General features: G+C 39.1%; 11 protein-coding genes, 2 tRNA genes and 1 rRNA gene. 11 read left to right on the top strand and 3 right to left on the bottom strand.

Annotation, left to right across the window (positions count from 1 at the left end; all coding sequences use genetic code 11):
* Positions 1–297: 297 nt before the first annotated feature.
* The 5 genes from DM558_RS15840 to ggt all read left to right on the top strand — a co-directional run bounded on the left by DM558_RS15840 (position 298) and on the right by ggt (position 5,899).
* The gene (locus DM558_RS15840) at positions 298–522 is read left to right on the top strand and encodes a hypothetical protein (RefSeq protein WP_127163949.1); all 225 of its coding nucleotides are present in this window, start codon (positions 298–300) and stop codon (positions 520–522) included.
* A gap of 227 nt (positions 523–749) precedes the next feature.
* Positions 750–2,006: a nucleoside permease gene (locus DM558_RS10405; protein ID WP_127163948.1), complete on the top strand. Its 1,257-nt coding sequence runs from the start codon at positions 750–752 to the stop codon at positions 2,004–2,006.
* 17 nt (positions 2,007–2,023) lie between these two features.
* Positions 2,024–3,034, top strand: coding sequence for an ADP-ribosylglycohydrolase family protein (locus DM558_RS10400; RefSeq protein WP_127163947.1), 1,011 nt, complete (start codon positions 2,024–2,026; stop codon positions 3,032–3,034).
* A complete protein-coding gene (locus tag DM558_RS10395) occupies positions 3,027–4,010 on the top strand; it encodes a PfkB family carbohydrate kinase (RefSeq protein ID WP_127163946.1) in 984 nt (327 codons plus the stop codon). Before DM558_RS10400 ends, DM558_RS10395 begins: the two co-directional genes overlap by 8 nt.
* Positions 4,011–4,195: 185 nt before the next feature.
* Complete coding sequence (gene ggt, locus DM558_RS10390) at positions 4,196–5,899, top strand: gamma-glutamyltransferase (protein ID WP_127163945.1); 1,704 nt, start codon at positions 4,196–4,198, stop codon at positions 5,897–5,899.
* A 140-nt stretch (positions 5,900–6,039) separates the two neighbouring features.
* Here ggt and DM558_RS10385 read toward each other — a convergent pair whose 3' ends face one another.
* The 3 genes from DM558_RS10385 to DM558_RS10375 all read right to left on the bottom strand — a co-directional run bounded on the left by DM558_RS10385 (position 6,040) and on the right by DM558_RS10375 (position 7,882).
* Positions 6,040–6,573, bottom strand: a complete 534-nt coding sequence (locus DM558_RS10385) for a GNAT family N-acetyltransferase (protein WP_127163944.1) — start codon at positions 6,571–6,573, stop codon at positions 6,040–6,042.
* Positions 6,574–6,741: 168 nt separating this feature from the next.
* A complete protein-coding gene (locus DM558_RS10380; RefSeq protein ID WP_127163943.1) occupies positions 6,742–7,146 on the bottom strand; it encodes a (R)-mandelonitrile lyase in 405 nt (134 codons plus the stop codon).
* Between the two features lie 73 nt (positions 7,147–7,219).
* Positions 7,220–7,882 (bottom strand): carboxymuconolactone decarboxylase family protein, encoded by a 663-nt coding sequence (locus DM558_RS10375; protein ID WP_127163942.1) that lies wholly within the window; start codon positions 7,880–7,882, stop codon positions 7,220–7,222.
* A 219-nt stretch (positions 7,883–8,101) separates the two neighbouring features.
* Here DM558_RS10375 and purT point away from each other — a divergent pair, with 219 nt between their 5' ends.
* The 6 genes from purT to DM558_RS10345 all read left to right on the top strand — a co-directional run bounded on the left by purT (position 8,102) and on the right by DM558_RS10345 (position 13,488).
* Positions 8,102–9,283, top strand: a complete 1,182-nt coding sequence (purT, locus tag DM558_RS10370) for a formate-dependent phosphoribosylglycinamide formyltransferase (RefSeq protein ID WP_127163941.1) — start codon at positions 8,102–8,104, stop codon at positions 9,281–9,283.
* Positions 9,284–9,288: 5 nt separating this feature from the next.
* Positions 9,289–9,666: a gamma-butyrobetaine hydroxylase-like domain-containing protein gene (locus tag DM558_RS10365; protein ID WP_127163940.1), complete on the top strand. Its 378-nt coding sequence runs from the start codon at positions 9,289–9,291 to the stop codon at positions 9,664–9,666.
* 26 nt (positions 9,667–9,692) lie between these two features.
* Positions 9,693–11,384, top strand: coding sequence for a DUF6056 family protein (locus DM558_RS10360; RefSeq protein ID WP_127163939.1), 1,692 nt, complete (start codon positions 9,693–9,695; stop codon positions 11,382–11,384).
* 325 nt (positions 11,385–11,709) lie between these two features.
* Positions 11,710–13,235: ribosomal RNA gene (locus tag DM558_RS10355) — 16S ribosomal RNA — on the top strand.
* 93 nt (positions 13,236–13,328) lie between these two features.
* Positions 13,329–13,405, top strand: a tRNA-Ile gene (locus DM558_RS10350).
* Positions 13,406–13,412: 7 nt separating this feature from the next.
* A tRNA-Ala gene (locus DM558_RS10345) sits at positions 13,413–13,488 on the top strand.
* The last annotated feature ends 71 nt before the right edge of the window (positions 13,489–13,559 follow it).

Raw genomic sequence — 13,559 nt, 5'->3', positions numbered from 1 at the left:
AAGTCTTAATTAGAGGCGCGAGTAAATTATGTAAAAAGTGTAATACGTGTTGAGAGGAATAACATTAGGCAATATTCCAAGATTCTTAGAATAGTTTCTTGTAAAAGTGTAAAAAATCCTAAAAGGTGGCATCTATAATGCACGTAATCACTTTAATAGCTTTCCCTCGATTGTTCGATGTTTCTATGATATTCGTGTCACGTCACAGTCTATGCGGCGGGTGTTCTCTTTTTGGCGTTATACCTTACTATTTCGAAAAGAAGTGTATAAAAAACACGGCATGAAATTTGGATTGAAATGAATAAATTACTAGCGTTCTATTCGTATATTACAGCTTTGATATTAGTGCCGCTAAGTGCTTATTTATGGTGGCAGACTTATGGTAATTGGAATCAGTGGTTATTGGCATGGTTAATTCCTATTTTGTGGGCGTATATTGTACCGGGGGTAGGTACTAATATTTGCAAAGTATGGGAGATCAAATCTCGTTTGATGAGTATATTGCTTCTAACTATAAGTTAAGTTTATTGGGTAATAGCCTGTTTTTTATTATGGGGTTAGTGGTTTGTATTGTCATTCCTGTCCTTGGGGTATGATTAGATCTTACAAGCGATATGGTCATTTTGGCATTGAGCCTTGCTCTAAGTAACGATCGTATTAATTATAATAATGTATACTGTTTTGTAATATAACAGAGCTGGCTATAAAGTTGTTTTCATTTACCTAATGGTAGTGTCTATGAGGGGAATATGACAAAGGTTAATCTTAAACTCTCGTTTATGATGTTTTTGGAGTGGTTCATCTGGGGGGCATGGTTTGTTCCTTTGTGGCAGATTCTAAATAAAAACAATTTTACAGCCACCCAAGTGGGGCTATGTTATGCCACAACGGCAATTGCTGCTATTTTATCGCCTATTATTGTGTGCTCTATTACCGATCGTTTTTTTGCCGCACAAAAGGTATTGTCAGTGCTCTGTTTACTAGGAGCTGTGTTCATGTATCTAGCCGCGCAGCAAACCACGTTTAATACATTCTTTCCTATTTTATTGCTTTACTCACTGACCTACATGCCTACTATTGCTTTGACCAATAGTATTACTTTTAGCCATGTGGTAGATATTGCTAAGCATTATCCTGTTATTCGGGTATTGGGAACTATTGGTTGGATTTTTTCAGGTTTTGTCTGTGGATTCTTGCCTAAGTGGCTTGGCTTTGGTGATATTTCAAGCACTAATATTCCGTTGATTATTACTGCTGCAGCCTCATTATTCTTGGGTATTTATGCTCTGATATTACCTGATACACCACCTAAGCCAACTCAACAAACAACACTCAAAAGCTTGCTGGGTATTGATGCCATGGCTTTATTAAAAGATAAAAACTTTTGCATATTTGCTTTCTGTTCTTTTTTATTTTGTATTCCGCTTGATTTTTACTATGCTTTTGCGAATGGTTTTTTAACAGAAAATGGCATGAAGAACGCTACGGGTTGGATGTCTTTAGGGCAAGTATCTGAAATATTTTTTATGCTATGTTTACCTTTTTTTATTCATAAAATAGGGATAAAAAAAGTATTGCTCCTCGGCTTAGTAACGGGTGCTCTGCGTTATATCCTATTTATTTATGGGGGAACAGATAACGCGCTACTTTACAGTTTCTTATTTGTAGGTATTTTACTGCATGGTGTTTGTTACGACTTTTATTTTGTGACCGCCTATATCTATGTCGATAAAAAAGCACCTATTCATATGCGTTCCTCCGCACAGGCACTAATAACCCTTTTTTGCCAAGGGTTTGGTAGTTTATTGAGCTATCTTTTAGGGGGAGCGCTGATGGACCATCTGTTTAAATATGAAACTCCACAAAATAATTTAACCTATCATTGGGTTGGTATTTGGGTATTGGGTTCGGTGATGATTATTGTGATCCTATTTTTATTTTTGTTTTTCTTCAAAGAGAAAAATGAGATTCAGTCCATTGCATTGAATACTGACCTTAAAGTTTAGAAAGGAGTAACAATCAGATGTTAAAACAGCAAAGAATTTTAGGAGCGCTTTATGGGCAGGTATTGGGCGATGCGATGGGGATGCCTTCTGAGCTTTGGCCTCAATCGAAAGTACAACAGTTTTTTGGTTGGATTGATCGGTTCTTAGACGGCCCTGGAGAAAATACAGCCGCGTGTTATTTTTCTAAGGCGCAGTTTACGGATGATACCTCTATGGCCTTAGCCATTGCAGACGCAATTATTGAAAAAAATGGGCAGATTTGTGCTAATGCGATTGGTCAGCATATTTTAGCGTGGGCACAGGATTTCGATGCATTTAATAAAAACATTTTAGGCCCTACGTCAAAACAAGCGTTAACTGATTTATCCAATGGAAATTCTATAGCAAGCCTTGAAAATAATGGACTAACCAATGGCGCAGCCATGCGTGCATCGCCATTGGGTTGTTTGCTGCCAACCAAGAATATTCAAAATTTTATTGAGCAGGTTACTCTTGCTTCTAGCCCAACCCATAAATCAGATGTGGCTGTGGCCGGTGCTGTTTGTGTCGCATGGGCTGTTTCAAAAGCAATCGACGGGTGTAGTTGGCAAGAGATCAAGTTAGGTGTTTCTACCATTGCACAAATTTCTCAGATGAAAAAAATCACTACCTTTAGTCCTAGTTTAGCAGCAAGATTAGATATGGCTTTAGACGTCGTAGCACACAAAAAATCCCCTCGAGCCATATTAATTGATATTTACGATAAAGTGGGGGCAGGCACCGCTACAATTGAGTCAGTACCCGCTGCTTTTGCTATAGTAGAGCTAGCCCAAGGTGATCCTAATCAATGTGCTGTTTTATCGGCAAATTTAGGCGGTGATACCGATACCATCGGTGCGATGGCAACCGCCATTTGTGGTGCGTTAACAGGCATTGAAGGTATCCGCTCCGACCTAAAGCAGCAGCTTGATGACGCTAACCGCTGTGACCTTGGTTATTACAGTGAAAAACTTAATGCGTTTAGGCAGCTAAGAGAAGAAAATGTATAAAGATCTCATTAAGTCAATTGCTACACTCAACTGTCAGTCTCAGCTTTGTGTGTTAGGCTCTGCCATGATTGATTTACGTATGAATGTGGCGCGCTTACCTATAAGTGGTGAAGATACGCTGTTAGATTATAAAAGTATGCACCTTGGCGGTTGTGCTTTTAACATTGCATTAGCATTAAAACGAATAGGAGTAGAGTCTTACTCTGCATTGCCTATCGGTAAAGGTTTATGGGCAACGCAAACAGCTCAATTATTAAGGCACTATGGTATTAGCTCACCACTTTACAATGAGCATTTAGATAATGGTTGGTGTATGGCGTTGGTTGAGCCTTCAGGTGAAAGAACTTTTTTGACGGTAGAGGGAGCTGAAACCCATTGGAATGATGAGGTTTTTCAGCAAATACACGTAGAGCCGAATGCTATTATTTATCTTTCGGGCTATCAACTGCTGAGTCCGTCAGGTATTAAAGTAGAGCAGTGGTTGCAAAGGCTTAAATCACCTTTTCGATTAGTCATTGATTTTGGCCCTCGCATAGAACGACTAACTAAACAACAATTGCATCAATTATTAAACTTTAGACCATTACTGACACTCAATCGGCAAGAAGCACACTACTTGGCTAAATTAGAAGACAAACCTCATTTATTTGAAAAGGATATAGCCAGTTTTGCACAATATTGGCAAGATACTTACGATTTAGCTTTACTGATTAGACTTGATCAGCAAGGAGCTTTAGTACAAGATAAAACGATTAAACACGTTACCGCTTTCCCTGTAACAGTCAAAGATTCTATCGGAGCAGGCGATAGTCATACCGCAGGGATTTTGGCAGGATTAAGTTCCTCTTGGAGTTTGGAGAAGGCAACTTTATTAGGCAATGCTATCGCCTCTTACGTAGTTGCCCATGAAGGGGGAGACTGCTCACCTACTAAAGAGCAGCTTATTCAATGGTTAGAGACTTCACTGTTCTTTTGATCTAGCTCATCATTATCTATTGTTGGCTAAAAGTTCTATTGTGAAAGTCATGCTGAGTATTTTATGGTATAGAGCATTTACCCTCATGCGTTTAGCGTACTTTTCTATCAGGTAGATTATGCCTTTTAGAGATTTTGCTTTATGGAGGTATATGGCATTAATAATACTTTCATAGGAGATGAAGAATGACGCATCTAACGCGTACAATAATAAAATGCTATAGTTTTCTTGTATTATTGGTAATTAGTCAACATGTTTTAGCAGTAGAAAAAGTAACACAAAAATTTGATGCAGGGGCTGTAGCCTCTCCTGATTATTATGGTGCAATAGCTGCTCAAGAAATTTTAGAAAAGGGCGGTAATGCGGCTGATGCTGCGGTGGCAACAGCTTTTGCTTTAGCCGTTACGTATCCAGAGGCGGGTAATATTGGCGGTGGTGGCTTTATGACCCTTTGGATGGATGGACAGCCTTATTTTCTAGATTACAGAGAGGTAGCACCAGCCAAAGCAACTAAGGATATGTACCTTGATAACAAAAAAGAGGTGGTTCCTAATTTAAGCTTGTATTCACATAAAGCGGTGGGTGTCCCTGGTACAGTTGCAGGAATGTGGGCCGTTCATCAACGTTTTGGCAAACTTCCGTGGAAGGATGTGTTAGCTCCGGCTATTCATTATGCCAATGATGGCTTTAAGGTACATCAACAGCTGATACAGCGCTATCAAGAAGCTGTTGATAAAACACCTACTAATGGGCATTTTAAACAGTATTTTGGTGCTATGAGAGCAGGCCAGTTATTTAAACAACCTGAGTTAGGTAAAGCCTTAGCGCGCATAGCTGAACAGGGGAGTGATGGATTTTATAAAGGTGAAACAGCTCAGTTAATTGCTAAGCAAATGGCAGCGAATGACGGCTTAATCACAGAGAGTGACTTGGCAAATTATCAAGCTAAGTGGCGTGAACCATTGGTTGCTGATTGGAATGGCATGAAAATTATTACCGCACCGCCACCTAGTTCTGGTGGTATTGGTTTGATTCAGTTGTTATTAATGAAGCAAGACTTAGCAGATGATTTTAAAGGTGTTAAACCCAACTCAGCGCAATATGTACATTTATTAGCAGAGATTGAAAAGCGCGTATTTGCTGATCGTGCTGAGTACTTAGGTGATCCTGATTTTGTCACGGTGCCTGTTAGTCAATTAGTTGATGAAGCTTATGTGGCTAAAAGAGCTAGTCAAGTAAATCCTAAGGCGATTTCTGTTACTGAAACGGTGAAACCAGGTTTAACCAATAACCATGAAAAGTTGCAAACGACGCATTTTTCTGTGGTTGATAAGTGGGGTAATGGAGTATCTAATACTTATACGTTGAATGGTTGGTTTGGTGCGGGTGTGGTCGTTGAGGGTACAGGTATTTTACTTAATAATGAAATGGATGATTTCAGTAGCAAACCTGGTGTAGCGAACCAGTTTGGTGTAGTGGGTAATGATGCCAATGCGATTGAACCTAATAAGCGACCTCTCTCTTCAATGGCTCCGAGTATTTTTACAAAAGATGATGACATTGTGATGGTAATAGGAACCCCCGGTGGTTCTCGTATATTTACGTCTATTTTTCAAGTAGTAACTAATGTTTTTGATAATCATATGGTATTACAACAAGCGGTAGAGGCTCCTCGCTATCACCATCAACTGTTGCCTAAAAATCTTATTTTTATTGAGCGTTTCCAAAATGGCGTGCCTAATGACTTGAAAAATGCCCTTGAGCTTATGGGTTACAGTTTTTATCAGCAAGAGTTTAGTGGTGATATTCAAGCCATTCAGATTGTTAATAAAAAAACAGAAGCTGTTTCTGACCCTAGGGGACGAGGTAAATCTATTGTAGTCAAATAATGGCTACTTAATGTCGTTAGGTATTTTGTTCATATTATCAGGATTACTTTTAAAAAAGTAATCCTGATTGGGGGCTTTGTAAGAGTCTTATCAGCAGTTTTCATAATTAATTTAGTCTGTGGATTGTTGGTGTGATAGCGTTAGAGAAATAATTGCATTGCACATCGAGAGTTATCGGGAAACCCTAAGTCATGCTCTTCTTTTAATATATCTTGTAATCGGTTATTCAAGAGAGTTTCATCCATGATGACAAAACCATTGGAGGCATAAAATGGGGCATTCCATTGGACATGTTTAAACGTTGTTAATGTCAGCCGCAAAAACCCTTTTTGCCTTCCAATATTAATAATAAAGTTTAATAGTTGTTTTCCTAGCCCTTTCTTTTGAAACGTTTGTGCTACATTAAACTCATAGATATGTAATGTATTTTCTTTTTGAATATACGTTGTGCATATAAAGCCTACTACCAATCCGTTGACACAAATGACCCAACTCATATCAGAAGAGATCATAGCGTTATAGAAGTGCTGGTTACGATTAGGGATATCGTTGGGTAATTTTTTTAAAAATTCTGATGGCAATGTAGAGAAAAGCATTGCAGCAGATATTTCAATCTGAATCATCGTGTCAATATCAGCATGTGTCGCTTTACGAATGTTTATTTCAGTTATCATTGCTTATTATAAACCATAGAATATTTGTTTATTATATTACAAATGATAATGTCATAAAGGCAACTTTTGAGATAGTGTAATGAGAAAGACAACCATTAAAAATGGATATGTCATTGCTTATGCTGGTAAGTTGCCCTTTATAGAGTAGTGCTTTTAAATTAATGATAACTATTTTGAGTATTGTTCATTAGAAACAGGTTCTAACCAATTAACTGCACTATTATTTAATGATTCTGCAATAGCAAAGTGAATCATGGCCCTATCTTTAGATGCGCCGTGCCAATGTTTGATGTTTTCAGGAATCCAAACAATATCACCTTGCTGAATTAATTGTTTTTCTTTCCCCCATTCTTGTACCCAACCACTACCTTGGGTAATAAAGAGCGTTTGGCCTAGTGGATGAGTATGCCAATTTGTTCTCGCATTTGGTTCAAAGGTAACAAGTGCACCACCAATACGTGCAGGGTTTGGTGCTTGAAAGTGTGAGTCAATACGAACTGCTCCAGTGAATTGCTCATTGTTTCCCACAATAGAAGGCTGTAGGGGAGCCTTTGTAACACTAATAGTAGACATATTACTTCCTCCAAAGGATAGTGAGGTATACATTAACAACATCGACAAAGTTATTTTTAATGACACGTAATACCTATGAGTGATTATTTAAAAGTTTTTTTACTACAGGTATAGATGACATAGCATTTGGCCAGCCTACATAATAAGCAAGATGGCTGATAAGCTCCGCTGTTTCCTCATGAGTAAAACCATTATCCAGCGCTTTACCAAGGTGAAAACCTATTTGTTCAACTTGCCCGTTAGCAATTAATGAGGTAACAGTAATAAGGCTACGATCACGGGGTTGCAAATCTGATCTAAGCCATAAATCATGAAATAGCACTTGTGTTGTGTCATTTACAAGATTTGGGAAAAGGTCACTACCAACATTTTCTTCAACGGCTTTAGCACGGTTACATTCAAACTCTTCATTAAGCTTAAACAGCGGAGGAGCAGGCTGAATAGTGGTTATATCTATTTTTAGTTGTTCGAAGATAGGTAGTATTATCTTTGATGCCTCTAATGCTTTACCCCAACCGCAATAAAAGCCCAAGTGTGTAACGATTCCATTTATTTCAATGGGAGTAATATTATGCTTGATGCCAAAAAAAATTTGCTGCGCTAATAAAGTCGGCTCATTAAGTGAGATGGCAACTGCTATAGTAGATAAACAGCGATCACGTGGTGATAATGCACTGCGTTGCCAGACATTATTATTCAGCAATTTTACTTCATACTCTTTTAGACTAGGTAACATAGTCGCCTCCTTTTATTTATTACACTATTGTAAAAGTAATACGCTTATATGATTAGTCCATAAAATTGGCATAGACTTATGAGTAGAATTCATAAAATAAAAAAACATAATTGGCTATTGGAAAGTTTTAAAAGTGGTTATCATGCTTTTTCTAGGCTAAATTTTCGTTATATGGCAATATATAAACAGATAAAAAATTAATAGTTTGGGGAATGTTTTATGTTAAAGCTTGGTACACCGATGTCATCAACAGCTGTACGTGTGTTACTTTGTGGTGCAGGCGAATTAGGTAAAGAAGTAGCGATTGAACTACAACGGCTAGGATGTGAAGTTATTGCGGTTGATCGTTATTCTAATGCACCTGCTATGCAAGTTGCTCATCGATCCCATGTCATTAGCATGTTAGATGATGTCGCATTACGTAAGGTCATTGAATTAGAAAAGCCACATTACATTGTGCCTGAAATAGAAGCTATTGCGACAGATACTTTAGTTGCTTTAGAGAAAGAAGGTTATACAGTGATTCCAACAGCACGGGCGACTAAACTGACCATGAATAGAGAAGGTATACGTCGTTTAGTTGCTGAAGAGTTAAAGCTACCTACTTCACCTTATCAATTTGCTAGCAATGAAGATGAATATAAACAGGCTGTCAAAAAATTAGGTTTCCCATGTATTGTTAAGCCTGTTATGAGCTCATCAGGTAAAGGACAGTCGCTTATAAAAAGTGAAGCGGATATTCAAAGTGCGTGGAAATATGCACAAGAAGGCGGACGTGCTGGGGGCGGTAATGTGATTGTTGAAGGTTTTATAGACTTTGACTATGAAATTACCTTATTAACAGTAAGACATATCAATGGTGTTTCATTCTGTGAGCCTATAGGTCACCGTCAAGAAAAAGGTGATTATAGAGAGTCTTGGCAGCCCCAAGCAATGACAGAGAAAGCGCTATCGGCCTCTAGAGAAATTGCCGAAAAAGTAACCGAAGCACTAGGCGGAAGAGGTGTGTTTGGTGTAGAGCTTTTTGTGAAAGGCGATCAAGTTTGGTTTAGTGAAGTTTCTCCAAGACCTCATGATACAGGTATGGTAACGCTTATATCCCAGAGCTTATCTGAGTTTGCTTTACATGCAAGAGCTATTTTAGGCTTGCCCATCCCTTATATAGAACAATATGGTCCAGCTGCTTCATCCGTCATATTGGTTGATGGGGAGTCAAAAAAAGTTGCCTTTAAAAAACTACTGCAAGCACTGAGTGAGCCACTTACAGATATCAAACTCTTTGGTAAACCTGAAGTGTCTGGACAAAGAAGAATGGGGGTTGCCCTCGCAAGAGGAAATACAATAGACCAAGCCATAGATAAAGCAAAAAAGGTATCAGAAACCGTTGAAGTTGAGTTATAGGTGAAATGAAAATCCCAGAATTGATAAAACTCAAAAAAGAATCTAATCTTCTTGAGCTCACCTACCAACAACTTAAGTACCAACTACCCGCTGAGTACTTAAGGGTTTACTCCCCTTCGGCAGAAGTTCAGGGGCATGGTCAGCCGATTATTCAGTATGGAAAAAAGTATGTTAAGTTAATAGAAATTACACCTGTTGGTCATTATGCACTAAAATTAATTTTTGATGATGGCCATGACTCAGGGCTCTATTCTTGGGAGTATCTTTATAAGTTAGTTACAGAGTATGCGGTTTTATGGGATGAGTATTTAATCAAGCTTCATGATCACAATAAATCAAGGGACCCCAATGAAGCCATTATCCGCCTTGGAATGCCAAGTTAAACTAAAGGTGAGGGAAAGTAACTAATATGGTAAAAGGAAATACTTATACTAATAAACTATGGATAGCTTTAATAACCATGTTTTTGCTAGTTACGGCTATAGGTGTTTTAACTCCTAAAAATCCGGATGACTATGGATATTATTTGCTAGGAAGCTCTTTAGAGAAACATTTTAATCATTATTTGACATGGAGTGGACGTTTTTTTATTGACTATTTCTCTTCTACCATCATGGCGATTCATAACAGCGTTATTATTGCTCTTCTTAATAGTCTTGCAATTCCAATACTAATTTACAATATAGTAACATTAATAAATTATAACAACCAAAAAGAAACTACTCAATTTTGGAAAATAGCAAGCTTATTGTTTATTAGTTATTGGCTAACTAACCCTGCTTTAGGAGAGTCAACATTTTGGATAATAGGTGCTGCTAATTACCTATGGCCGTTAGTTGTAATCTCTTTCTATATTAAGTATTTACTGAAATATATTAATTTACAAAGAATTAACAATAAGCAATATTGTCTTATTTACTTGTTGGCATTCCTATCTGGATGTTCGAATGAAGCATTGAGTATTACGCTTTGTTACTTGAGTCTTTGCTTACTCTTATTTGCATTCATTAATAGAACACCTAGCAGACAAATAACCATCAGTTGCTTATGTTTAGTGATACTTGGAAGTGCTATATTAATTCTTGCACCAGGCAATTTTGTCAGAGCAGCTGATCCTATTTTCAATGAGTGGAAAGCACTAACATTCTCACAGAGACTCTATGAACATTTTACAGGAGTATTTCCTAACGTATTAAAAAGTTATGGTTTGATTTATTTTATTATGGCCTGGGGGATTAGCTATGGTTGGACATTTTTAACTAAAAAAGATAAACAACTGGTCTTGATTTTTATAACAGCTACCTTGGTTTATGGTTGTGTCTTAATAGCTTCACCAATGGCATATAAACCTAGAACTTATGTTGGGGGAGTGTTTTTTTTATACCTTGCATTGGCCTTTATGCTTGATGCGGCGTTGGATGTTCGTAATAAAGTGAAGGGATTAAGTTACTTTTTATTGATCGGCTATCTAGGCTTCTTCTTGGTTTCCTATACGCTTGTGTTTAGATCATATTTAGCTTTGCATACCCAAGAGAAAATTCGACTTTCCATCATTGATAAAGGAATAAAAAAACAAAAAATAGTCTATATTCCCAGTTACTATGCACCCTACACAATAAAGAAAACAGAATTGCCTGCATTAGATTTTGGATACAGAAAGTCCTATGAAATGGCAAGCTATTATAAAATAGAAGAAATAATTACAGAGGATACAGGGTTTAACTATAGTCCTCTTATTAGTCACTCTCAATACTGTAGCAACGCACAGCAAAAGGGGAAAGTGAAATGTATTTTCATTAATAAAAAATTTGTAGAAACATCATTTATTTTAGAGCTGTCACCTGATGTTAAGGACTATAAAGAATATCAAAATAGATTTGCAGTAAAGATATTTACACTGGATAAAGATGATAAGGATATGTATTTTATTAACATCCCTATTAGGATAGTTAAAGTTGCTGATAGATATTTTGCTGTAGCTAATGTAGTAACAAATTTACTAAATGAAAATAATACTCAGCAGATAGCCTATGTGCAATTAATAGATATGCAATTTAAGCAATTAGAAATTCTTACCTATTCAGTGAAACTTGAAGAGTAAAATAAATGAGTAATTTCTTGACAAAGCTTTAAAGCTCTATATAATTATACGCCCTTGTTGAGTAGAAACCTTTCGAAATTTAAGAAATTAAATCAAAAAAAGATTAAAAATACGTTGACAAAGGTAAAAAAAGGCGTAGAATGCGCGCCTCGTCTGAAGTTGAAAGCAAACGCAGACAACCGTTCTTTAACAAAATAAATCAAGTAAATCGTGTGGGTGTTTGTAGTACTGGTACAAGATATCAGTAATACGAAATACTCGTCATAGAATAGAGTTTTCGATTAATTACTGAGCCGTTTTCGCTTCTTATGAAGCAAAAGATTTAAAACTGAAGAGTTTGATCATGGCTCAGATTGAACGCTGGCGGCAGGCCTAACACATGCAAGTCGAGCGGTAACAGGGGAGCTTGCTCCTGCTGACGAGCGGCGGACGGGTGAGTAAAGTCTAGGAATCTGCCCAGTAGTGGGGGACAACGCGGGGAAACTCGCGCTAATACCGCATACGCCCTACGGGGAAAGGTGCTTTATTGTACCGCTATTGGATGAGCCTAGATCAGATTAGCTAGTTGGTGGGGTAAAGGCCCACCAAGGCGACGATCTGTAGCTGGTCTGAGAGGATGATCAGCCACACTGGGACTGAGACACGGCCCAGACTCCTACGGGAGGCAGCAGTGGGGAATATTGGACAATGGGGGAAACCCTGATCCAGCCATGCCGCGTGTGTGAAGAAGGTCTTCGGATTGTAAAGCACTTTAAGTTGGGAGGAAGGGCAGAAGTAACGACTCTGCTTTGACGTTACCAACAGAATAAGCACCGGCTAACTTCGTGCCAGCAGCCGCGGTAATACGAAGGGTGCAAGCGTTAATCGGAATTACTGGGCGTAAAGCGCGCGTAGGTGGTTTATCAAGTTGGATGTGAAATCCCTGGGCTCAACCTAGGAACTGCATCCAAAACTGATTGACTAGAGTATAGTAGAGGTTAGTGGAATTTCCTGTGTAGCGGTGAAATGCGTAGATATAGGAAGGAACACCAGTGGCGAAGGCGACTAACTGGACTAATACTGACACTGAGGTGCGAAAGCGTGGGGAGCAAACAGGATTAGATACCCTGGTAGTCCACGCTGTAAACGATGTCAACTAGCTGTTGGAATCCTAGAGATTTTAGTAGCGTAGCTAACGCACTAAGTTGACCGCCTGGGGAGTACGGTCGCAAGATTAAAACTCAAATGAATTGACGGGGCCCGCACAAGCGGTGGAGCATGTGGTTTAATTCGACGCAACGCGAAGAACCTTACCTGGCCTTGACATGTCCGGAATCTTGCAGAGATGCGAGAGTGCCTTCGGGAATCGGAACACAGGTGCTGCATGGCTGTCGTCAGCTCGTGTCGTGAGATGTTGGGTTAAGTCCCGTAACGAGCGCAACCCTTATCCTTAGTTACCAGCACGTAAAGGTGGGCACTTTAAGGAGACTGCCGGTGACAAACCGGAGGAAGGTGGGGATGACGTCAAGTCATCATGGCCCTTACGGCCAGGGCTACACACGTGCTACAATGGTTGGTACAGAGGGTCGCCAAACTGTAAAGTGGAGCTAATCTCAAAAAACCAATCGTAGTCCGGATTGAAGTCTGCAACTCGACTTCATGAAGTCGGAATCGCTAGTAATCGCGAATCAGAATGTCGCGGTGAATACGTTCCCGGGCCTTGTACACACCGCCCGTCACACCATGGGAGTGGGTTGCTCCAGAAGTAGCTAGGCTAACCTCGTGAGGCCGGTTACCACGGAGTGATTCATGACTGGGGTGAAGTCGTAACAAGGTAGCCGTAGGGGAACCTGCGGCTGGATCACCTCCTTAAACGAAAGCTGGTACTGCAAGTACCCACACGAATTACTTGATTTATATTGAAGAGAACAAGATTGGGCTAAGGCCTGAGAAGTCGACAGATTAGGGTCTGTAGCTCAGCTGGTTAGAGCACACGCTTGATAAGCGTGGGGTCGTAGGTTCAAGTCCTACCAGACCCACCAAATGAATGGGGCCATAGCTCAGCTGGGAGAGCGCCTGCTTTGCACGCAGGAGGTCAGGAGTTCGATCCTCCTTGGCTCCACCAGAATCTAGAGATTAGAAGCTAATTCTTTTGAAAGAAAGAGAGTTACCTTCTAACTTCTAAAGTTAGACTGT

It is taken from the genome of Entomomonas moraniae, from assembly GCF_003991975.1.
GTDB lineage: Bacteria > Pseudomonadota > Gammaproteobacteria > Pseudomonadales > Pseudomonadaceae > Entomomonas > Entomomonas moraniae.
This window is presented reverse-complemented; position numbering and strand designations above follow the sequence as displayed.

Bases quoted from the DNA above. Each gene is read 5' to 3' on its own strand.
- DM558_RS10365 (WP_127163940.1), top strand. From the start codon at position 9,289: ATGAAAATCCCAGAATTGATAAAACTCAAAAAAGAATCTAATCTTCTT.
- DM558_RS10395 (WP_127163946.1), top strand. From the start codon at position 3,027: ATGTATAAAGATCTCATTAAGTCAATTGCTACACTCAACTGTCAGTCT.
- DM558_RS10380 (WP_127163943.1), bottom strand. From the start codon at position 7,146: ATGTCTACTATTAGTGTTACAAAGGCTCCCCTACAGCCTTCTATTGTG.
- DM558_RS15840 (WP_127163949.1), top strand. From the start codon at position 298: ATGAATAAATTACTAGCGTTCTATTCGTATATTACAGCTTTGATATTA.
- DM558_RS10360 (WP_127163939.1), top strand. From the start codon at position 9,693: ATGGTAAAAGGAAATACTTATACTAATAAACTATGGATAGCTTTAATA.
- DM558_RS10405 (WP_127163948.1), top strand. From the start codon at position 750: ATGACAAAGGTTAATCTTAAACTCTCGTTTATGATGTTTTTGGAGTGG.
- purT (WP_127163941.1), top strand. From the start codon at position 8,102: ATGTTAAAGCTTGGTACACCGATGTCATCAACAGCTGTACGTGTGTTA.
- ggt (WP_127163945.1), top strand. From the start codon at position 4,196: ATGACGCATCTAACGCGTACAATAATAAAATGCTATAGTTTTCTTGTA.
- DM558_RS10375 (WP_127163942.1), bottom strand. From the start codon at position 7,882: ATGTTACCTAGTCTAAAAGAGTATGAAGTAAAATTGCTGAATAATAAT.
- DM558_RS10400 (WP_127163947.1), top strand. From the start codon at position 2,024: ATGTTAAAACAGCAAAGAATTTTAGGAGCGCTTTATGGGCAGGTATTG.
- DM558_RS10385 (WP_127163944.1), bottom strand. From the start codon at position 6,573: ATGATAACTGAAATAAACATTCGTAAAGCGACACATGCTGATATTGAC.